Source organism: Rhizobium mongolense USDA 1844, assembly GCF_000419765.1.
Classification (GTDB): domain Bacteria; phylum Pseudomonadota; class Alphaproteobacteria; order Rhizobiales; family Rhizobiaceae; genus Rhizobium; species Rhizobium mongolense.
Window position 1 is genome coordinate 534783 of the sequence record NZ_ATTQ01000001.1, and the last position, 21632, is coordinate 556414.

Genomic DNA, 21632 nt, shown 5'->3' on the forward strand with positions numbered 1-21632 from the left:
AGCTCACAGATGTAGTCGCCGTCGACGCCGGTGTTCGGTCGTTCTCGTCTCTCACCGCCGTGAACTTTGTGCCACTTTCCCCGAGAATTTAGGGATTTGCCTCCGACTTCTTTATGGCAAGGTTGGTGTTTGGAGCGGTCGTCGAAGAACGGGAACCAGTGGTATGTCGACCAGTACCGAAAGCTGGCGTGCACTCTCCGAAGCGGAAATATCGATCATTGGAAAGCTTCTGTCTCGGGATTTTCCCGGACGCCATGAGCTGCGGATGCAATTGCTGTCGGCCCGTGTCAGTCCGATTGATCGTCAGGGAAGCTTGCAATTTCGGGTCGTTGGTCCCGCTGCACCGGTCGAGACCCGCGTTCCAACCGAAGCACATTATTTTGATGGACCCGACAGAAACGGCGGACCAGCTGTTCATCTGCTCATTCACGTTGTCGAAGGCAAATTGCATGAGCTCGAAGTCTACAAAGACGACGGCACTGCAATTACCGCTCTTCCTGCCGATATGGACCTAACGAAACTGCATCTTTTTTAGTCTGCCAACTTTTGTAGTCCTGCCATCTTCATCACTCAAATCGTCACGGGAGGCGAGCACATTATGAAAATCGATCCAGTTTATGCGTTCGAGCTGGATGCCGGAAGCGACGAGCTCCTCGGATATGAAGCGACCGAAGAGGATGCGCGCAAAGCTGCCCTGGCGCATCTCCGCGAACTGCGGGTGAGGGATAGAATAAAAATCAAGGTCCCGACGGCGATCTACAAGGTTTGGTTGAAACCAATCGACACGTCGCTGCTTCTCGAAATCATGAATTTCACGGACGAACGTGCGGATTGGCGGCTCGTAGAACGCAAGGAGCGCATCGCGGTCGTAACGGAATGATGGCGACGATCCCAGCATACTGCTGTCGCGACACCTTACCGCTTGTTTGGGCACACCAGAGCCCTCTCGTATTGATGAGCCTGCTTCGATGATGTCCGTGGCGCATTGGACGAGTGCGCGCGTCCAGCCGTTCGTCGGGCACAGCCCTCGGTTCTGCTGCGGTCTCTATTCAAACAAACCGGAACTCCAGTAGAAGAGAGCCGAGATGAGGGCCGCGGCCGGAAGCGTGATAACCCAGGCAATGACGATGTTTCCGGCCAGCCCCCAGCGCACCGCCGAAACCCGTCTTGCCGCACCGACACCGATGATCGCCCCGGTGATCGTATGCGTGGTCGAGACGGGAATACCGAGCCATGTGGCGCCGAAAAGCGTCAACGCGCCGCCCGTTTCGGCGCAAAATCCCTGCATCGGATTGAGGCGAGTAATCTTGGAGCCCATCGTATGGACGATGCGCCAGCCGCCGAAAAGCGTTCCGAGCGCCATTGCCGCCTGGCAGGAGAGCACCACCCAAAACGGCACATGAAAACTTTGGCCGAGATAGCCTTGCGAATAAAGCAGGACTGCAATGATGCCCATCGTCTTCTGCGCATCATTGCCACCGTGGCCAAGCGAATAGAGCGAGGCCGAGACAAATTGCATGACACGAAAAGTGCGATCGACGGCAAAGGGCGTCTGACGTACAAAAAGCCACGAGACGACGAGGACCAGAACGAGCGCGAGGAAAAAGCCAATCATAGGCGACATGACGATGGCGCCCGCGGTCTTGAGCAGACCGCTCCAGACGATCGAGCTCAAGCCTGTCTTGGCAAGTCCGGCGCCAACCAGCCCGCCGACAAGGGCGTGAGAGGAGCTGGAGGGAATGCCGAACATCCATGTGACAATGTTCCAGATGATCGCTCCCATCAGCGCCGCAAAGATCACCTGCGGCGTGACAATGCCCGGATTGATGATGCCGGTTCCAAGGGTCTCTGCGACATGCAGCCCGAAAAACAGGAATGCTATGAAATTGAAGAAAGCTGCCCAAAAGACAGCATAGTGCGGTCGCAGCACGCGGGTCGAAACGATGGTTGCGATCGAATTGGCCGCGTCGTGCAGGCCGTTCAGAAAATCAAAGAACAGCGCGATCCCGATAAGGCCCACAAGCAGGGGGAAGGCAAGTGTAACCTCCATCAGACGTTCTCGATCACGATACCGCTGATCTCGTTGGCGACGTCCTCGAAGCGATCGACGACCTTCTCCAGCTCACCATAGATCTCGCTGCCGATGATATAGGCCATTGGATTCGAGGTGCCGTAGCGGCTGAAGAGATCCTTGAGACCCTGGTCATGCAGATCGTCCGAATGACCTTCGACCCGAGTGACCTCTTCGGCGATGGCGGAAAGCCGAGGCGCATTGGATCCTATCCGGTCGAGCAGGGGGATCGCTTCGGCTATCAGATGCGCCGCCTGGACGATTGCCGCCCCCATCTCCTGCATGCCCGGATCGAACGAATTCTGCTGAAACAGACGGATGGTCTTGACCGTCTTTTGCATCATATCGATCGCGTCATCCATCGATTGGATAAGATCCTTGATGTCGCCGCGATCGAAGGGGGTGATGAAGCTTCTTCTGATGGCAAGCAGCACCTCGCGCGTTATTTCGTCAGCTTCATTCTCAAGACGAACGATCGTCTCGCAATGGCGCTCGATCTCGCTGCCAGCTAACAACTGGTTCAAGGCTTCGGCAGCTCCGACAACGGTGCGCGAATGTTGAGCGAAGAGATCGAAGAAGCGATCTTCACGCGGCATGAGTCTACGAAACCAGCTGATCATCGACATCCCATTTGCTTGTCACAAATCTGTCATAATGGAGCGATGCCGCGGTGAAAAGCACCCGATGTCCTTGTTTCACGGATAGTCGCAAACGGGTTACACATTTTTTTCATCGCGTTGGCGCAAGCCTGCGCGGGACCACGATGGGCCATCGAAATCGGCAACAATGCGACGCAGGGACAATCCGTCCATCCCTCAGTGATCTCGCTCGCCGCCTTACTGAGCGATGTTTACATCGAAATTTTGGACAGTTTGCCCGCTTCACGACATTTCGTCCCTCTGAAAATCCGAAGTCCGTTCGCGATACCCATCCATGATCGATCCTGCGCGCAGCGCGATCGGTTTCGGGAAAGAAGGGCAATCAACTTCAGGCGGTCACCTTCCTCATTTATTATCGCCGCTCAGATCGCGGTTTTCGCAAAACAGGCCATTCTGAGGGATCGACGGTTCGTTTCTTATCGCGGCCGGACAGTCGGATCTTCGATATCACAGACGCATGGTCGGCGGAGGTGCTGGGGGTGCTGCGGATATGTTTAGCGCGTTGGGAATTTCCGCCCTCGCCAGACGCCAATTAAATTTGCCATTGCTTGGCGGGCGGCATTGGGATTGCCCATTTGAATTGCGTCGAGACATCATGATGCTTCTGAATTGCTTGCGCATGAGACTGGCTCGCTCGATTGGTATGGCGAAATCTTTGCAAAGCAGCCGGGAATTGCCTGAGCATTGTCTTCGAGGAAAGCAGCGCTGCGGCAGACAACCCAGGGAAGCCGTAAGACTTTAACGCTCTGAATGGGCAGTGTGATGCCGCAAACCGGATTTTTGCCTTTGCCTTGCATTCAGAAGCGTCTATTTATGTCGCCGCAAGTTCTGATTGCCGCACCAGGGTGCGGCAGGTTTAAAGATCAAAGGAAGACGCTATGGCGACGGGTACCGTGAAGTGGTTCAATGCAACAAAAGGGTTTGGCTTCATCCAGCCCGATGACGGCAGCGGCGATGTCTTCGTACACATTTCCGCGGTGGAGCGGGCCGGCCTGCGTGGTCTCAACGACGGCCAGAAGATTACCTATGAGCTGGTCAAGGATCGCAAGTCCGGCAAGATGTCGGCGGACAACCTGCAGGCCTGAGGCCGATTGATCCGACAGTACGAAGGCCGGGTTCGCCCGGCCTTTTCGCTTGCAGAAGTTTCGGATATCGAAGCAGCTCTGTTACCGCGCGTTTGGGCGGCAACCTCAAACGCAGGCGCAATTCGACCTTGTTAAGCGCCTGACGCGGGGCCGGGGACGGAGTTCTTGTCGGCTCGCTCTGTGCGCACTCGCTCTTCATCGAAAGATTCTTCACGCACAGACCGATCGTGGGAGATCTGCCCACCAAGCCGAGATCGATGGCGCCGTTAGGTCTGCCGATCCCGTCTGAGAAGGGCGGCGCGGATTTGCTCAGTCTTGCTCGGGGGAGCTGGGGAAGCGGCCGGCTCGATACGAGAGGCGCTATTCTCGTCGTTGCTTCGTTTCAGGCTGAGAAAGCGGCGCTGTGCAACAAGTCGGTCTTCGGTCGAAAGTGGTTCCGCGGGCTTGCCATCGATGTCATGGCGCATCGAGCCAGGTTGGGCGCTCGCGAAATAGTACCGTTTTGAGTGGACAAAGGAGCCAACGGCTCGACGCAACGCCGTCGCTTTGACATCAGGCTTTGCCAGCGCGCGGATATCGTTGAAGAGGCCGAGCGCGAAGGGACGGATCGGATCGCCTGGCTTATTGGGGAGTATGCCGATCGGACGGATCAGCAGTGCGCTGATCGCCTCTGCCTTTTGAACATCGAACTCTGTTGCTGCGATCGGTCCGTGGCTGGCGGTCCAGGGTTTGTCCATGAGCTCCTACCTTGCGCTTCTTTTCACTACGGACCGATTGTGAAGAGACGTTGACAGCAAGTCTATTTCTAGATTTCCGCTGGCGGCGCTTTATCTAGACGTACACGAGCACTTCGCAATAGCCCCCGGCGCCCCTTAAGCGGCCGCCCCGCCCTTAAAGGCGGAAGGAGATGAAGATGAAGATGAAGATGAAGATGACTGGGAGCAAGTCATGTGCCGAAACATAAGAACACTGTTCAATTTCGATCCGCCGGCGACGGACGAGGAAATCCATGACGCTGCGCTGCAGTTCGTGCGAAAGCTGAGCGGAACGACCAAACCGGCGAAACGCAATGAAGCGGCGTTCGACCGCGCGGTCGGTTCGATCGCGGCATGTGCCCGCGAACTGCTCGATTCGCTCGAAACGTCGCAACAGCCCCGCAACCGCGAGGAAGAAGCCGAAAAAGCGCGCGCGAGAACGCTGACCCGATTCGCATGATTGTGCCGACGGTCGGGCGTGCCGCCGCAAGCTCGGTTCGGCCCTCCGGGCAGGGGAGAGGCAGGCTCTCACAAGCGCGGTCCGGCCCGCATGACACGTCGACTTCCGCGTAAAAGTGAGGGGGCACCCTCGGTGCCTCTCGCGGACAGCTTGCCGGGCGCAGTCGGTGAAAAATTCCAGTTCCAAATGGCCTCATTTAACGGGTCACGTCACCGCACCGATCGCCAAGGCATACAGGATCGCTAACCTGGACGATGCCCAGCGCCCCATCATCGGCGTCCTCGCATCCCCGAAGGACAACGGCATGTCAGACGTCTGCGGCCTTCCTAAGACAAATCGCTCTCCGTACTGAACCCCGATTGCCGGGCTGTCGTACGATGAAAACATCCATTGATCCTTCGGCCGGCGCGGCAGCTTTGCGACGGTTCTGCACCAAAATGGACAGCTTGATCTGCCCAACCGCGCCTTTGAGCTGAAGGTGGTGCGGGGAATCGACTTCAAGATCGGGCATGGGTTGCCTGGAAAGATCCACCGCATCGCACGACGACATCATCGACATCCGCACGGTCATGCGCACGACCGGGGCTCTGACGAGGTCACCGCGGCGTTCTCATCATCACGATCTTGCGAGGTCGTTCTTCGAGCCTTCGGATCTGGCAGCGTGTTGCCCCCGCCCAGCCGTCGAACAATCCCTGCGGTGCTGCGACCATCGCGTCCTGCCCCGGCTTTAGGTCCTGCCGGGCCCGCGCCGCCCCGCAACGGCTTTGCCGTCCTTCACGTCCGTTCCGGCCCGATCGGGTGCTGGCCTGCGCTTGAAGCCCGGCATTCGGACCGCCGTAGCAGGTCGCGATGGTCGCGGCCTCAAAACGGAGGTTCCGACATGAGCAGGCAACAAACTCACCAACGATCCGACATCTACAGCCGCATCACCGACAAGATCATCGCCGAGCTCGAACAGGGAGTGCGGCCCTGGATTAAGCCCTGGAGCTCAGCACATGCGGACGACCGGATCACCCGGCCCTTGCGCCACAACGGCCAACCCTATTCGGGCATCAACGTCCTGCTTCTGTGGTCAGAGGCGATCGCCCGCGGCTTCACCTCGCCGACCTGGATGACGTTTCGCCAGGCCCGCGAACTGGGAGCTGCGGTCCGCAAGGGCGAGACCGGCACGTTGATCGTCTTCGCCAGTTCCTTCATCCTTACCGAAACCAACGACATGGGCGAAGACGTTGAGCGCAATATCCCGTTTCTCAAGCCGTACACGGTCTTCAATGTCGATCAGATTGCCGGACTGGATGCTCGCTTCCATCAGGTCACACCGGTTGAGGATCCAATTGTCCGTATCGGACATGCCGATCGCTTCTTTGCAAACACCGGCGCACTGATCCGGCACGGCGGATCGGCGGCATACTATGCCCCAGCCCGTGATTACATCCAGATGCCAGCCTTCGAAGCCTTCAGGGACGCTGCGTCCTATGTTGCGATCCTCAGTCACGAACTGACCCACTGGACGGCGGCACCGCATCGACTCGATCGCGATCTCAGCCGCTATGCCAGGGATCAAAGCGAACGCGCCCGCGAGGAACTGATCGCCGAGCTCGGCAGTTGCTTCCTTTGCGCTGATCTCGGCATCGCTCCCGAACTCGAGCCGCGACCTGATCATGCGAGCTATCTTGACTCCTGGCTCAAGGTTCTCGCCAGCGACAAGCGTGCAATTTTTGTCGCGGCCGGTCATGCGCAGCGCGCTGTCAGCTACCTGCACCATTTGCAACCAGATCAGATAGACGAAGGGGAGGCGGTGTAAGCCGCCTTTCCCACTCCGTCCGACCACCGATGCTTGCCGCGCGAATAAGCGCGGCGGCGCTTCGATCATTGTCGACGCCCAAGACCGGCAGAGGCCCGAGTTCGGCAAAACGCAATGGCATGAAACCTATGGCATGCATATCCGCCAGGCGCTACGCCCGGTCCGCGCTGTCCATCGCGGACGGATCGACCGCACCCGATGATGACGCGGGGATATCCGCGCCTCGCGGTGGGGCCGAACCTTTGGCCGCCAGCGATCGCGGCCTTTCCTTCCGGGGTTTCGAGAGGAGCGAGGCACTATCCTGGTAGAGGGGCGAATGCGACGCCGTGATCCTGAACCACACTTCCGAACTGAGTCGGGGCAGCCAGTTGTACGCGGTGGCCCCCCTCGATCAATCCCAATGCCGAGGCGATATAGGCTAAACGCCTCGTGTACCGTGCCTATGAATGGCAGCTGCGTGAAGTGCCATCACCTTTCTGGCCAACGTTTGTGAGCTTCAAGGGTTTAATTCTTGCGGCTCCGTGGTGACCGACAGCATGTCCGACTTGCGCTTTACACCCATTACAATGATCGATGCGAAAATCGCGTAGGCACAACAGCTTAGCTTGCCATGAGAGTGGATCCCGGCGTCGATCAGCAGACCCATCATGATTGACGACGCGCCGCGTGCAATCACGGTCCCGGCTTCGATTGCCTATCGAACTCTCGCCAACTCCTTCGCGCCGAACAGGTCCCCAGAGTCTGTCGCAAGCGTTGAGCCGAGTGACACCGAGATTGCCATGCGCCGCTTGTAGATCGGAGCGTCGACAAGGCCAAGAAGCAGCAGCCCGATGGCGTGCACAGCCGCACTGACACCGAATTGCTTGACGTGTTTTTGAGGACAGCGATGCGCTTGGTGGTGCTTAGTTTAGGCAGGTATCTCGTTGACCTTGTGCAGAATTCTGTCGACCAGTCGCTCCGGCATGAAACGACGAAGGGAGCGAACCTGGCGCGACTGCTTGCCTGCGGAATAGCGCAGCTTAGGCTTCTTCGCGGTTGCGGCCTTCACAACCACGTCTGCGACGACTTGCGGCGCATCGCCGGCTTCTACCCATTTGCGCATGAGAGCTTCGCTTCGGGCGCGCTCCGCGTCGTAGACCGGAAGAGGTTGATCGGCCCGTGCCAGGTTCTCTTCGAAGGATGTTCGAGTTACACCGGGCTGCACCAGCACGACACGGATGCCGAAGTTGCGCACTTCATGATCGAGCGATTCCGAGTAGCCTTCGATGGCGTGCTTGGTCGAAGCATAGAACGCATTGTACGGAGATGGGATGAGCCCGAGGATTGAGCTCATGTTGACGATCCGGCCGCTCTGCTGCTTGCGCATGACCGGAAGCACGGCATTGACGACCCGCGCCACCCCGAAAACGTTGACGTCGAACAGGCGCTTGGCCTGGGCGATGGAAGATTCTTCCGCGCCCCCGAGAAGGCCGATGCCGGCATTATTGACCACGAGGTCGATCCGGCCTGCCTGCTGGAGAATCTCGGCGATGAGCGCCTGCACCGAGCCTTCATCCGTCACGTCGCAGATCAGCATGGCGATGCCAGGCTTGCCGGCAACCTTTTTGCGGCTCGTCCCAAATACGTAGTAGCCGGCTTTTGCCAGGGATTGGGCTGTGACAAGGCCAATACCGGAGGAAGCACCCGTGACCAGGGCAATCTTTTTGTTTCTGTCGATCATGTTGTCGGCTTTTACTCCGGTGGATCATCGTGTGACCCTGTGTTACTATCTTTTCGATATCGTGTCACTATCGAAAAGATAGTAAATGAAAATTATTCAGTTCCACGGCGCCCGGTCGCCCGTGGCCTTAACTCTGTAGGCGATGCGTGGAGTATTCTGGTTTTGCGGGATGCACATGCTGGCCTCACCCGGTTCGACCAGTTCAGGAAGAGCCTAGGTATCGTGCCAACCATGCTCACAAAGCGTCTAAAGGCGCTGGCGGAAGACGGGTTGCTGGAAAAGCGCCTCTATTCCAAACGGCCTCCCCGCGAGGAGTATGTCCTCACGGATGCAGGTCGGGATTTCCTGCCGGTACTCATGATGATCGGAGCGTGGGCGCACCGTCATTGCGGCGGCGATCTCGCCCGCTATATCGATGTCGAGTCAGGCGCAGAGATTGAGCCGATCGGAGTAGACGCCATCACGGGTGCAAGGCTCGGAACTCGGGCAATACGCTTGAGTTCGGATCAGGAACACGAGTCCCGCAACCTATAAAGGCGGCTAGGACGGATGCAGCTTTCTCCATTCGGACCCCGATGTGGATTAGCGAAACGACGCACTATATTTTACATCGACCTCGTTGATCGCCTTGACGTTTTCACCAGAACGGCCGTTCTCGTCGAAGGCCCGGCCGAGGAAGGCGTCTGCTATCGACTTTGCAAGTTCCGGCCCGATGACGCGCGAGCCCATGGTGATGATCTGCGCATTGTTGAGCGCCGCGCGTTCAGCGGAATAAGTGTCATGGGTCAATGCGGCGCGAATGCCGGACACCTTGTTGGCGGCGATGCAGACGCCGATGCCGGTGCCGCATACGTGGATCGCGCGGTCATAATCGGCCCTGAGCACGGCCGAGCCGACGCGGTCGGCGAGATGGGCGTAAAAGGCGTCAGGACCGGCATCAGTGCGGAATACTTCATGTACCTCGTGGCGGTCCTTGAGGTAATCGGCGAGGATCTTTGCCAGGCCTTCGCCTGCGCTATCGCCGGCTACAGCGAGTTTCCTTGTCGTGTCCTTTTAAATCGTTGGGGCGCAGGGCGCTAGGATGTCGAGTTCAGGCCCGGCTGATATGGTTGTGCCCCTCAATGTGTGACCATCCAAGTGCTGCCAGCCGATCGCGCATGGCAATGCCGATAAGGTTTTTAGAATTCTCCACAGTTGTTGAGATAGACGCGGGCCTGCCGTTTGGATAGGCCGGACCAATCGCCATGGGCGGCAAGGTCGGGGGCTGTCGCCTCTGTCGTTTTGGACATGGCGCGAGCCGCATCCTGGAAGGTCCTGAACCAACCGCTTCCGACGGCTGCCGACATGCCGGCGCCAAGCGCGGAGGCTTCGTTGGACAGGCTTCGGTGAACGGGAAGGCCGGTCGCGTCCGCGACCATCTTGCGCCAAAGCGCACTTGAGGCACCACCTCCGATCACGAAGATGCGATGAGTGGCCAGGCCCTTTGCCTGCATCTGTTCGAGGGCGCGGGTGAATTCCAGGGTGATGGCCTCCAGGGATGCGCGATAGAGATGTCCCATGCCGTGGTCAGATCCGAAACCTGTAAAGGTCGCGTGGGCGTTTCCATCCCAATGCGGATCCATGCAGCCCACCAGATAAGGGCAGACTGTCAGCCCGTCGGAGCCGACCGGCAGCCGCATGGCCTCGGATTCCAGCCGTTGGAACACGGTGGGATCGGCCCGTCCGCCGGCAAAAGTATCGAGCAGCCAGTTGATGAAAAAGGCGCCGCTGCGCTGCACGCTTTCCAGCACGTAGCCTTCACCGGTCGGGGACACCAGCGTTCGCCAATAGGAACTGAGTTCGGGAGTGGCAGACCAGACCCCCCCAACCACGGCTGTGCCGAGATTGAGATAGACCGTTCCCGGTTCAATTGCGCCAACCCCCAGGCCCGCACAATGGCCGTCTCCACCGGCGGCGTAAATCGGTGTTCCCGCTCCGAGGCCCGTCGCAATGGCGGCTTCCTGCGAAATCACGCCTATCCGGGACGCAGGTGGGTTCAGCGGTGGAAGCTTGTCCTCGCTGATTTTCAGGTGATCGAGGAGCTTGCGCGACCAGGTCTTGGTGACGATGTCGAAAATGCCGAACGGATCGGCGCTGGTCCACGTTGCCTGGGGTTGCCCGCTCAGCCGCATGAGCAGGTAGTCGTGGACGGAGAGGATATAGGCGGCTCTGTCGAGCAGGTCCGGTTGGTGGCCGCGCAACCAGCGCAGGCGATAGATGCAGGGGATAACATCCACCGGCTTGCCAGAAATCGAATGCAGCGTTTCCGCGCCTATTTCGTCAGAGAGAACGGTGGTCATGTCACGGGCGCGACGGTCGAGCCAGATCGTTGCGGGCGCAAGCGGACGTCGATCGGCCCCCAGCAAGGCCATGGTTTCGCGCTGGTTTGAGATCGCAACGCCATCAATGCGGGCGGGATCGATCGCATCCGTTACAGCCTTGAGCGCTATCGTCGCCGCACTCCACCATTCGTCGGGGTCCTGTTCGGACCTATAGGCATCCGGGCTTGAGAGTGTATGGGGTGCACGCCCCTCGAATCGAGGCTCGCCTTCGCGCGTCCAGGCAATCGCCTTGACCGATTGCGTCGACGAATCGATGCCGATGACATAGCGTTCGTTCCGGTGCATCAAAGCGGCTCCTCCTTCCGCTGACCGACTATCGAGCGGCACGCCGAATCCGGTCTGTTCTATTCTCCGCAACCGACGCCCGCATCGGCCACCGGTTTTGCATGTTAAGCCGCCAGCAAGGCCTCTCCCGTAGCCAAATCGGTGACGAAATGTGTGGCATAGCCGCCCTGGAGCGTTGCGGTGATCGCTTCGATCTTTCCGGATCCGCCGGCCACGCAGATCCTGTTGGGAGTCTGCTTCAATTCCTCGAGCGCAATGCCCACCATGCGCTCGTCGTGGTCTCCGCCGACAGCCCGGCCGTGCGCATCGATGAAGCGGCCGATAATGACCGCTACCGCGCCATCCTCGACATATTTGTCGATTTCCGCCTGGCTTGCGATGCCCGACGCCCGAACAGTGCTTTTCGTACCGACGTCGCCGACACCAAAAAGGATGCGGTTGGTGGAGTGGATCAGATCGAACTGCTTCTTCAGGATCGGTTCGTCGAGCAGCATCGTTCGCAATTCCTTGGTCGAAAGAACCGCCGGCGCAAGAAGGTTGACGCAGCGCGCGCCGATCCTGCTCGACAGCAGCGACGTGCAGAGTTCGGGTGAAAAATCCGGTTCGCCGGTAGAACTTCCTGAGACCTGGACCACCGTGAGATTCTGCACAGCTTCGGGCAGCGAAATCTGGTCCGCGACCGACAAGACGGTGCGTCCCCATGCGACACCGATCACGTCACCCGCCACGATCTGCTCGGCAAGGACGCGCGCACCGGCATCGCCCAGGCGAGAGACCAGGTCGCGATCCTCGGCGTGCGGGATCACCAGCGCGCCGCGCAAGCCGAATTTCTCTACCAGGCCCCTTGCGACCCGTGTACGCCCACTCGCATTCGTGTTGATGCGGATCGAGACGATACCCCGATCGCGCGCCTCTTGAAGATAATTGACGATGGTCGCACGCGATACACGTAGCGTTTTGGCAATTTCGCTCTGGGTCATCTCATCGGCGTAGTAGAGCCATGCAGCCCATGTGACGGCGTCGTCGAATTCCATGGGCAGGGGGACGCCCGCATCAAGCATGTGATTCCTCGATTTCGTTGTTCTGGCGCATCTGACGGCATCTTATGACAAATGTCAACGTGCGTTGTCTTATGTGTTGACAAGTGTCACCACATGTTGTCACTTGTACAAATCGAGTGAAATACGGATTGTAGAATGGAAACGGCAAAGAACCGGGGTGGCGCGACAAGCGCTCCCACGGGCGGCTGGACCGCGCTTATTGATGACATCGTGGCAGGCCGCTGGACGAACCCGGAGACTGGAAAGCCCGCTGTCGTGCCATATGAATCCATCGTTATCGCCGAGAGCCTCGAAGGGCGCGAGGCGGAGCTGGTTTCAAGCCTTGGTCTGGGCGACACCTTTACCGTCGTTGCCGATAAAGCGACCTGGGACGCGATGGGCGCGCGGGTTGCCCGCGCGCTGGAAAAGCTCGGCCCGGTTAAGACGATCATTCTCGATCATCCGCATGCCGACATGGCAACCATCGCGCTCGTGACCGAAAAATTGAAGGGTGCTGAAGGCGTGGTGGCGGTGGGTTCCGGTACAATCAACGACCTCGTCAAATATGTGACGGGACTTGATGGACGCCGGTATTGTGTCTTCGCCACCGCGGCATCGATGAATGGGTATACATCCACCACAGCCTCGATCACCCTCGACAGCGGGTTGAAAGTCTCGCTGCCATCCCACGCGCCGGCGGGGTTTTTCGTCGATCTCTCGGTGTCGGCGGCCGCGCCGACCTACCTCTCGGCTGCCGGATTCGCCGACTGCCTGGTGCGCTCCGTCGCCCAAATAGACTGGTGGCTGTCGCACCGGCTGTTTGGAACCCTCTACTCCGATGCGCCCTATATCATCCAGGCCGAGGACGAGATCGCGCTCAACCGGAATGCCGCCGGGATCGGCAGCGGTGATATTGGCGCGCATGGCTATCTATACCGCGTGCTGACCGAATGCGGCCTTGGCGTCTCCTTCACCGGCATGTCCAACCATGGCTCGATGGGCGAGCACCAGATTTCGCATTACATCGACTGCTTTGCGGGGGACAGGCACCCCGGGACGCTGCATGGTCAGCAGGTGGGCGTCGGCGTGCTGACAATGGGCCGGTTGCAGCGCCACTATCTGAACAGCGCGGCAGCCCCAAAATTGAACGCGACGAAGATCAGCTTCGATGGCATGGTCCGGCGAATGGGACCAAGCATTGCCAGGCAGTGTTTTGACGAGATCCAGCCGAAAATTTTCAATGACAAGGCAATCGGCGCGCTAAACGAAAAAATCGCCGATCTCTGGCCGGTGCTGCGGGAAGAATTGAAAAGCTTCGTCGTTCCGGTCGACGAAATGACGCGGTTGCTGAAAGCGGCAGGTGGTCCGACGACAGCACGGGAGCTGGGCCTACCCGTCGACTTTTACCGGGAGGCAGTTGTTCACTCGCGCGAGATGCGCAATCGGTACTCCTTCCTCGATATTGCCGCAGACGCCGGCATCCTCGAGGATTTCGCGAGCGAGGAGATCTGAGGCCATGCGCGCGATTTCCGACATGCCGGCAGACGCTGCAAGCAGGATCACCACGTTGTTTGCCGATATAGACGATACGCTGACCAATGACGGTCGTCTGCCCGCGTGCGCCTACGAAGCACTCGAGAGGCTGCTTGTCGCGGGCATCGCGGTGGCGCCGATCACCGGCCGTCCGGCGGGCTGGTGCGACATGATCGCGCGAATGTGGCCGGTCTCGGGTGTCGTCGGCGAAAACGGCGCATTCTATTTCTCCTATCATCAGGACGGCCGGCGGATGCGCCGTGTGTTTGCGATCAATGATGGCCAGCGCGCCGATGACCGAAAAAAGCTGGAAATTGTGCGAGCGCGCATTCTCACTGAGGTCCCTGGCGCCGCCATTTCAGCCGACCAGCACTATCGCGAGGCAGATCTCGCTATCGACTTCTGCGAGGATGTGCCGCCATTGCCGACCGGCGAGGTGGAGCGCATCAAGCAGATTTTCGAAGAGGAGGGCGCGGTCGCCAAGGTGTCCTCCATTCACGTCAACGGCTGGTATGGCACCTACGACAAACTGACGATGACGCGGCGGTTTGCGTCCGATGTACTCGGGTTGGATATCGATGTGGAGAAAGAGAAGATCGTCTTCGTTGGCGACAGCCCCAACGACGCGCCGATGTTCCGTTTCTTTCCGAATGCCTGCGGTGTGGCAAACGTCGTGCAGTTCCAGGGACGCATCGAGGCTGAGCCGACCTATGTGACACGCGCTGAAGGTGGACATGGCTTCGTCGAGGTCGCCAATCGCATTCTCGTTGCGCGCAGAAAAAGAGCTGTCGCATGACCGACCGGGTATACGATCTAGCCATTATCGGCGGCGGCATCAACGGGGCGGGTATTGCCCGCGATGCGGCAGGGCGCGGGTTGAGCGTGTTTCTCTGCGAAAAATCGGATCTCGGTTCCGGCACGTCGTCGGCGTCGACCAAACTGATCCATGGTGGTTTGCGTTATCTGGAGCATTACGAATTCAAGCTCGTACGCCATGCACTGCGCGAAAGGGAAATTCTCTGGCGGATCGCGCCGCATATCATCTGGCCGTTGCGGTTCGTTTTGCCGCATCGCAAGGGACTGCGTCCGGCGTGGGTGCTTCGGCTCGGTCTCTTCATCTACGACCACCTTGGGGGGCGGCAGACACTGCCGGGCACGAAGACGCTGAGATTGTTACGCGATCCTGCCGGCGAACCGCTTCGCGACGTGTCAACGGTCGGGTTCGAATATTCCGACTGCTGGGTGCAGGACAATCGCCTCGTGGTGTTGAACGCCCGGGATGCCGAAGCCCATGGTGCACACATCCACACCCATGTGCGATGCACCGGCGCCGTGCGTGAAAACGGTCTCTGGCACGTCACCATCGAAGAGGTGGAAACAGGAAGACGTCAGGCCATCCGTGCGCGTGCATTGGTCAATGCTGCCGGTCCGTGGGTCGATCAGGTGCTGGCAACAGTGAGCGGTCGCAAAGCCGCGGGACAAATCCGGCTGGTCAAGGGATCGCATATCATTGTGCCGCGCCTCTACGAGCACGACCGATGCTATATTTTCCAGAACTCCGATGGGCGCATTGTCTTTGCCATACCCTATGAGGACGATTTCACGCTGATCGGCACGACTGACGTCGACTACAAGGACCAGCCGGAAAAAGCATCGATCTCGGCAAGCGAGTCTGCGTATCTTTGCGAGGCAGCATCGTCATATTTCAAGCGGCCCGTGGCACCGACCGATATTGTCTGGACCTATTCCGGCGTTCGGCCTCTCTACGATGATGGCGCCGCCAACGCGCAGGAAACCACACGCGACTATGTGTTGACAATCGATGCAGCGACCGGCGAGGCCCCTCTTCTTTGCGTCTTCGGCGGGAAAATCACCACATATCGCTGCCTTGCGGAGGACGCGCTGCGTAAACTGTCGGCTCATTTTCCGCAGTGGATGATCAGTGCGGGATGGACCGGACGAACACCCCTGCCGGGCGGCAATTTTGAAGCGGGCGCCGCCGATCGGCTCGCGCATGATCTGGGCAAGGAATACCCGTTTCTCAGTGCACGCGCCGCCCGGCGGCTTGTCCGGCATTATGGCGTCGATGCACGCAAAATCCTGGCCGGTGCGCGCAGCATGTCCGAGCTTGGGCGCAGCTTCGGCCCCGATCTCAGCGAAGCTGAAGTTCGCTTCCTCATGCGGCACGAATATGCACGGGCCGCCGAAGACGTGGTGTTTCGGCGGACAAAGGCCGGAATTCGCATGCGCAAGGAAGAGATATCCGAACTGGACACATGGATGGCACGGGAGCGCGCCGCTCAAGAAAATGAAGAGAAGGGGATCGCCAGAGTGGGATAGCTGCATCGGCGCCCAGACGCATGGATGAGCCGGGTTCGCCGGCGACGAAGAGAAACAGAGTGGAGAATGATCCGGACAGGCAGAGGAGTGCCGGGCCGGATCGGGAGAAGGTCAAAACGCCGGAGCGAGGCGTCAACGCCGTCGCCCGCTCCAGGGAGGAATACGAATGTCCGTCACACAGGTGAAGCGTATAGCGATCTCGGATTCGCCGTGGCCGTGGCTTCTGCCGCTGGTCAGTCTGCTGGTCGTCTTTACGATCTATCCGCTAATCTACAATATCTGGCTGAGTTTTCACGAGTTCATGCCGCGCAAGCGTGCACTTGTCTTCGTAGGTTTCGCCAACTGGGTGCAGCTTTGGCACGATACGCGCTTCTGGGGCGCGCTCGGCGTGACCTTCGTCTATTTCACCATCGCACTTGCCTGCGAGATCGTGCTGGGCATGGCGGTCGCCCTGCTGCTGGATGCGGAACTGCCCGGATTTGGCGCATTGCGTGCCGTCTTGTCGATGACGCTAGTTATACCGCCGGCCATCGCTGGCATGATGTTCCTGTTGATGGAAGATCCGCAATTCGGCGTGCTCACCTATCTTCTTAACATGCTGGGCCTGCTGGACAAGGCAACGCCAATCCTTGCCACATCCTCACTGGCGCTCGCGGGCGTGCTGGTGGCCGAGATCTGGCAATGGACGCCCTTCATGGTGCTGATCTTCATGGCCGGGCTGCGGTCGCTGCCGCCCGAGCCCTACGAAGCGGCGATGATCGACGGTGCCTCCTCGCTGCAAATGTTCCGGCGCCTGACGCTTCCGATGATGTCGCGCGTCATCGCAGTCGCGGTCCTGTTGCGCGGCATCGATCTGTTCCGCGTCTTCGACTACGTCTTCGTCATGACCTCGGGCGGGCCGGGCACATCGACCTACAGCCTCAGTCTATACGCTTGGCAGCAGACCTTCAGCTTCTTGAAATGGGGGTATGGCGCAACGCTGAGCCTGGTCAGCCTGGCGATCGTGATGATCCTCGCCAATCTCTTCATCCGGGCCTTCAAGGTAAGGTGGTAACATGCCGCAAAGCAAATCCATGCGGATTTTCAGAACGCTCGCCGGCTGGCTCGTCGTTGCCTTCTTCTTCTTCCCGATTTTCTTTTGGACTTCGGTCGCCTTCCGCGACGCCAAGGATATTTTCTCGTGGCCGCCGAAGTTCTTCGAGTTCGAGCCGACGGTCAGAAATTTCGAGCAGGTTTTCGGCATCTCGCTTGGGTTCGGCTTCGGCACACAGGAGACGGTCAATCCGGGTGGCGGCAATTTCTACATGGCGCCTCGCCTCTGGGACTCGATCGTCGTCGCCTCGATGTCGACGGTGCTTGCGATCATGGTGGCGACGCTGGCAGCCTATTGCCTGTCGCGCATGCAATTCCGTGGGCGGCACGAGTTCGTCAATTGGGTTCTGTCGACCCGCATGATGCCGCCGGTTGCCGTCGCCATTCCGATGTTCTTCATTTTCAAGCAGCTGAACCTGCTCGATACCTATCTGGGCCTGATCCTCGTGCATGGACTGATGAACCTGCCGTTGGCCGTATTGCTGCTGAAGAGCTTCTTCGACGACATTCCCGCTGAGATCGATGAAAGCGCGTTGCTCGACGGCGCGTCCCGCTGGACGATTTTCCGGCGCATCGTCCTACCCATGGCCAAGGGGGGCATCGCCGCATCCGCCGTGCTCTGCTTCATCTTCAGTTGGACGGAGTTTCTATTCGCGCTGACATTGACGCAGACCGGCATCAAGACTGTCCCGGTCGTGTCCTCGACATTCGTCACGTCCATCGGCACGGCCTGGGGCAATATGGCTGCCCTGGGAGCGGCAGCCATCGTTCCCGCCTTCATCGTCGTCTTGCTCGTGCAGCGCCATCTGGTTCGTGGCCTGACGATGGGTTCGCTGAAGCAATAGGAGGGTGCGCCAGCGGCGCATCTGGAGCATCCGGACGGCGATCCCGTCGGCCGATTTAGAGGAGGAGAAGTTGATGAAAGACAGTGTGAAAAAACATTACCTCGCGTCGATCAGTTCGTCCGGGGTCAATTGGGGCGGCGGGAGTTCCTGCGAGCCGCTGGAAAGCTTGGCCTTGGGGCAGGTGCCCTCGGGATGGGCTTCGGCCATCGTCCGTTTGGTGCGTTTTCCAGTGCCAGGGCAGCCGAGGAACTAACCCCCAACCCTGAGATCCTCAAATGGCTCGCGGATGTCGGCAAGCCTTTTGCCGGGACGACATTGAAGCTTGCGACGGAATCAACCCCGCCATCGAATGCCATCAACGGCCAGCTGAAGAAGTATTTCGAGGAAGCCACCGGCATCAAGGTCGAGATCGAGGTGCTTCCGCTTGAGCAGGTGCTGCAGAAGCTGACGCTCGACGTGGCGTCCAATCTGGGAACCTACGATCTCTACTACATCGACCAAAGCTGGGCGGCGAGCTTCAGCCAGGATGTCTTCGATCCGCGCGAACAATATTCAGCCAAGGCTGACCTTGCCATGCCGAACTACAATCTCAACGACTTCCTCCCCGCCCTGGTCGACGGCATCGCCAAATACGCGGATCGATGGGTCGGCGTGCCCTACGATATCCCGATCTTCATCATGATCTACCGCAAGGACATCTACGACAAGTTCAGCCTCAAGGCACCAGAAACGATTGAGGAGCTCTACACCAACTCCAAGATCATCACTGATGAGATGGGGCCGAAGGTCTACGGCACGACGGGCCAGATGAAGTCCGGCCATTACAGCCTGGAATGCGACTGGACGGCATGGCTGTGGGGGCATGGCGGTTCCATCTTCGGACCGGATGGCAAGTTTACCGGCAATGATGAGAAGGGCGTTGCAGCGCTGGAATACTGGACGAAGCTCAAGGCAACGATGCCTCCGGGTGTCGACGGCTGGACCTGGGACGGCCAGGGTCAGTCGGTGGCGCAGGGTGTCGCTGCGTCCATGCTGTCCTGGGGCGAGTTCTTCCCGTATTTCGACGATCCGACTCAGACGAAGGTCTCCGGCCTTTGCGAAGTCGCCGTCCCGCCGCGGGCCATATCGCTTCGCACCGTCAAGGAAACCGGTTATGGCGAAATCCCCGGCGTCGGTCACCAAGGCGGTTCATCGCTTGCGGTTTCCCGCTATTCGAAGAGCCCGGATGCTGCCTGGATCTTCATGCAATGGGCGACCTGCGCCGATACCCAGGCCCTGATCACAACGCTCGGCGGCGGCACGGGCCCGACGCGGGCCAGCGTCTACGATGATCCGCGCGTGCTGGCGCAGGCCCGTGTCGGCGCCGGCACCACACGGCACCTGCCGGTTGTCCGCGAAACCATCGCGAAACATATGGGCTCCGAGCCGGATCTTCCGGAATGGGCGCAATTGTCGAGCGACACGATCCCGGTGTCGTTGGGCAAGTATTTTGCAGGCAGCTACGGTTCTCCCAAGGAAGCACTCGATGACATCGCCACGCAGGTGGGCGAGGTTCTCAAGGCTGACTGACCGCGTGGCGACGATCGTGGCGTCTGCCACGATCGTCGCCGCAAGGATTGCCGTACCTCTGGATTTGGAGTTTTAGGAATGAGCAGCAAGTCCCTGATTGCGATCACCGGTGCCAGTTCCGGTATCGGCGAAGCCACGGCGCGGGCCTTTTCCGCAGCCGGCCATCCGCTTCTTCTGATGGCGCGCCGTATGGACCGGCTGGAGGCGCTCGATCTCCCCGACGCGGTTCTGAAAAACGTCGATGTCCGCGATCGCGCGCCGATTGCCGAGGCCGTCGCCGAAGCCGAAGCCCGGTTCGGGCCGGTCGGGATGATGTTTGCCAATGCCGGTATTGCCCGGCTGGGGGATATTGCCACGCAGCCGCCTGAGGAATGGGACGAGATGATCGACATCAACACCAAGGGCGTGATGAACAGCGTCCATGCGGTGTTGAACGGCATGATTGCGCGCCGATCGGGGACCCTGATGATGATGAGCTCGATTGCCGGTCGCAAAACCTATCCGGACCACACCGTTTATTGCGGCACCAAGTTTTTCGTCCACGCGATTTCCGAGAGCCTGCGCGAATATCTTGCTCCGCATGATGTGCGGGTCATCGTCTTGTCGCCCGGTATCGTCGAAACCGAGGTGTTGGATCACGTGAAGGATCCGGCGACGCTCGCCAACTACAAGGCCAACAAGGCCGCGATCGGCGGCGGGATTACCGCTGACATCGTCGCCGACCTGATCTTGAACGCCTATCAGCTTCCGCAAGCGGCGATCGTGCAGGAAATCGTCATCACGCCGACCCGGCAGAAATACTGAGCGCGGATGTGCATAGCCCAGATGCGCGGCCGATATAAAACAGAGAGTGGAATCTGCAATGGCAACCGTTGAATACAAGCATATCGGCAAGGCCTTCGGCGCCTTCACCATCATGCGCGACATTTCCTTCCTGATCGAGGACCATGAGTTTGTCGTTCTGCTGGGGCCGTCAGGCTGTGGCAAGACAACCCTTTTGCGCATGACGGCCGGGCTCGAGAGCGTGACTGCCGGCGACCTTATGATCTCGGGACGCCGCGTCAACGACGTACATCCGCGCGACCGCGATATCGCCATGGTGTTCCAGAATTATGCACTTTACCCGACGATGAAGGTCTATGAAAATATCGCCTTCAGCCTAGAGGTGGCCAAGCTGCCGCCCGCCGAAATCAAGAGGCGGGTGGAACACGCTGCAGAGATTCTCAATCTCACGCCTTATCTGCAGCGCTACCCGAAGGAGCTTTCCGGCGGCCAGCGCCAGCGTGTTGCGATGGGGCGCGCCATGGTGCGTGAAGCGGCGGTGTTTCTTTTCGACGAACCGCTTTCCAATCTAGATGCCAAGTTGCGCGCCCATATGCGCACCGAAATCCGCCAGTTGCACAATCGCCTGAAGACGACGACGATCTACGTTACCCATGACCAGATCGAAGCGATGACCATGGCCGACAAGATAGTCGTCATGCGTGCGGGCAAGATCGAGCAGATCGGCACGCCTGACGATGTCTACGACCGGCCGGCCAGCAAATATGTCGCCGACTTCATCGGCTCGTCGGCGATCAATTTCCTCGGCGGCGTGGTTGTCGCCGATCAGGGCGTACCGGCGGCTCAAACCAGTGCCGGCCTCATTCGTCTCGACCCGGCGCTCAAAGTATCTGTGGGGCAAAAGGTGATTTGCGGCATCCGCCCGACCGATGTCCTGGTCGACCCGAATGGCTCTGTTGCGGCGCGTTCCCTGCTGATTGAGCGCATGGGACACGAAGCCCAGCTTTGCTGCCAAGGACCGGAAGGCCAGTTTCTGGCCATTGTCGACAAGTCGGCACGATTTGACGAGGGGGCCGAAGTCCGTTTCTCGGTCGCTTCAGAGAAAGTCCACGTTTTCGACGCGGCAACGGAAGATCGCATCTGACCCGCCACTGCGGCTCATTCAACATACTTTGACCCGCTCCAGAAGGATGCGGGAATGAAAGGTGAT

The 21632-nt window shown here is 59.3% G+C and carries 21 protein-coding genes and 1 pseudogene; 14 read left to right on the top strand and 8 right to left on the bottom strand.

What is annotated here, in order from left to right; all coding sequences use genetic code 11:
• Positions 1-163 precede the first annotated feature (163 nt).
• Entirely contained in the window at positions 164-535 is a 372-nt protein-coding gene (locus A3C3_RS0102925; RefSeq protein WP_022713122.1) for a DUF6984 family protein, read from the top strand.
• A gap of 63 nt (positions 536-598) precedes the next feature.
• Complete coding sequence (locus A3C3_RS0102930) at positions 599-880, top strand: hypothetical protein (protein WP_022713123.1); 282 nt, start codon at positions 599-601, stop codon at positions 878-880.
• A 165-nt stretch (positions 881-1045) separates the two neighbouring features.
• Here the strand turns inward: A3C3_RS0102930 and A3C3_RS0102935 are convergent, their stop codons facing one another.
• Positions 1046-2050 (bottom strand): inorganic phosphate transporter, encoded by a 1005-nt coding sequence (locus A3C3_RS0102935; protein ID WP_022713124.1) that lies wholly within the window; start codon positions 2048-2050, stop codon positions 1046-1048.
• Entirely contained in the window at positions 2050-2691 is a 642-nt protein-coding gene (locus A3C3_RS0102940) for a DUF47 domain-containing protein (protein WP_028739356.1), read from the bottom strand. Before A3C3_RS0102940 ends, A3C3_RS0102935 begins: the two co-directional genes overlap by 1 nt.
• Positions 2692-3608: 917 nt before the next feature.
• Here A3C3_RS0102940 and A3C3_RS0102945 point away from each other — a divergent pair.
• Positions 3609-3815 (top strand): cold-shock protein, encoded by a 207-nt coding sequence (locus A3C3_RS0102945; RefSeq protein ID WP_022713126.1) that lies wholly within the window; start codon positions 3609-3611, stop codon positions 3813-3815.
• 266 nt (positions 3816-4081) lie between these two features.
• Here A3C3_RS0102945 and A3C3_RS0102950 read toward each other — a convergent pair whose 3' ends face one another.
• Positions 4082-4552 (bottom strand): ProQ/FINO family protein, encoded by a 471-nt coding sequence (locus A3C3_RS0102950; protein ID WP_022713127.1) that lies wholly within the window; start codon positions 4550-4552, stop codon positions 4082-4084.
• Positions 4553-4763: 211 nt separating this feature from the next.
• Between A3C3_RS0102950 and A3C3_RS0102955 the strand changes: the two genes are divergently transcribed.
• Positions 4764-5030: a DUF2277 domain-containing protein gene (locus tag A3C3_RS0102955; protein ID WP_022713128.1), complete on the top strand. Its 267-nt coding sequence runs from the start codon at positions 4764-4766 to the stop codon at positions 5028-5030.
• Positions 5031-5337: 307 nt separating this feature from the next.
• On the opposite strand, the gene A3C3_RS0102965 is transcribed toward A3C3_RS0102955, so the two are convergent.
• Positions 5338-5601, bottom strand: a complete 264-nt coding sequence (locus A3C3_RS0102965; RefSeq protein ID WP_145611689.1) for a hypothetical protein — start codon at positions 5599-5601, stop codon at positions 5338-5340.
• Positions 5602-5910: 309 nt separating this feature from the next.
• On the opposite strand from A3C3_RS0102965, the gene A3C3_RS0102970 reads away from it, so the two are divergent.
• Positions 5911-6834: an ArdC family protein gene (locus A3C3_RS0102970; protein WP_022713130.1), complete on the top strand. Its 924-nt coding sequence runs from the start codon at positions 5911-5913 to the stop codon at positions 6832-6834.
• 907 nt (positions 6835-7741) lie between these two features.
• Here A3C3_RS0102970 and A3C3_RS0102985 read toward each other — a convergent pair.
• On the bottom strand, positions 7742-8554 hold the full coding sequence (locus A3C3_RS0102985; protein ID WP_022713133.1) for an oxidoreductase: 813 nt from the start codon (positions 8552-8554) through the stop codon (positions 7742-7744).
• A gap of 78 nt (positions 8555-8632) precedes the next feature.
• Between A3C3_RS0102985 and A3C3_RS0102990 the strand changes: the two genes are divergently transcribed.
• Positions 8633-9088: a winged helix-turn-helix transcriptional regulator gene (locus tag A3C3_RS0102990; RefSeq protein ID WP_028739357.1), complete on the top strand. Its 456-nt coding sequence runs from the start codon at positions 8633-8635 to the stop codon at positions 9086-9088.
• Positions 9089-9136: 48 nt separating this feature from the next.
• Here the strand turns inward: A3C3_RS0102990 and A3C3_RS37620 are convergent.
• The 3 genes and pseudogenes from A3C3_RS37620 to A3C3_RS0103010 all read right to left on the bottom strand — a co-directional run.
• A pseudogene (locus A3C3_RS37620) lies at positions 9137-9592 on the bottom strand (RpiB/LacA/LacB family sugar-phosphate isomerase); the annotation flags it as partial.
• A gap of 140 nt (positions 9593-9732) precedes the next feature.
• Positions 9733-11220, bottom strand: coding sequence for a xylulokinase (locus tag A3C3_RS0103005; RefSeq protein WP_022713137.1), 1488 nt, complete (start codon positions 11218-11220; stop codon positions 9733-9735).
• A 104-nt stretch (positions 11221-11324) separates the two neighbouring features.
• Positions 11325-12281, bottom strand: a complete 957-nt coding sequence (locus A3C3_RS0103010; RefSeq protein ID WP_022713138.1) for a sugar-binding transcriptional regulator — start codon at positions 12279-12281, stop codon at positions 11325-11327.
• A gap of 135 nt (positions 12282-12416) precedes the next feature.
• Between A3C3_RS0103010 and A3C3_RS0103015 the strand changes: the two genes are divergently transcribed.
• The 8 genes from A3C3_RS0103015 (at position 12417) to A3C3_RS0103050 (ending at position 21566) form a co-directional block, all read left to right on the top strand.
• Positions 12417-13772: a sn-glycerol-1-phosphate dehydrogenase gene (locus tag A3C3_RS0103015; protein ID WP_022713139.1), complete on the top strand. Its 1356-nt coding sequence runs from the start codon at positions 12417-12419 to the stop codon at positions 13770-13772.
• A gap of 4 nt (positions 13773-13776) precedes the next feature.
• On the top strand, positions 13777-14589 hold the full coding sequence (locus tag A3C3_RS0103020; protein ID WP_022713140.1) for an HAD-IIB family hydrolase: 813 nt from the start codon (positions 13777-13779) through the stop codon (positions 14587-14589).
• The gene (glpD, locus tag A3C3_RS0103025) at positions 14586-16133 is read left to right on the top strand and encodes a glycerol-3-phosphate dehydrogenase (protein ID WP_022713141.1); all 1548 of its coding nucleotides are present in this window, start codon (positions 14586-14588) and stop codon (positions 16131-16133) included. The genes A3C3_RS0103020 and glpD overlap by 4 nt, the downstream gene beginning before the upstream one ends.
• 166 nt (positions 16134-16299) lie before the next feature.
• Entirely contained in the window at positions 16300-17187 is an 888-nt protein-coding gene (locus A3C3_RS0103030; protein ID WP_022713142.1) for a carbohydrate ABC transporter permease, read from the top strand.
• A 1-nt stretch (position 17188) separates the two neighbouring features.
• Positions 17189-18070 (top strand): carbohydrate ABC transporter permease, encoded by an 882-nt coding sequence (locus A3C3_RS0103035; protein ID WP_028739358.1) that lies wholly within the window; start codon positions 17189-17191, stop codon positions 18068-18070.
• Between the two features lie 192 nt (positions 18071-18262).
• Complete coding sequence (locus tag A3C3_RS41130; protein WP_233450572.1) at positions 18263-19639, top strand: ABC transporter substrate-binding protein; 1377 nt, start codon at positions 18263-18265, stop codon at positions 19637-19639.
• 78 nt (positions 19640-19717) lie between these two features.
• Positions 19718-20443 carry an SDR family oxidoreductase gene (locus A3C3_RS0103045; protein ID WP_022713144.1) on the top strand — a complete coding sequence of 242 codons (726 nt, stop codon included), beginning with the start codon at positions 19718-19720 and terminating at the stop codon, positions 20441-20443.
• A 58-nt stretch (positions 20444-20501) separates the two neighbouring features.
• Entirely contained in the window at positions 20502-21566 is a 1065-nt protein-coding gene (locus A3C3_RS0103050) for an ABC transporter ATP-binding protein (RefSeq protein ID WP_022713145.1), read from the top strand.
• Positions 21567-21632: the final 66 nt, after the last annotated feature.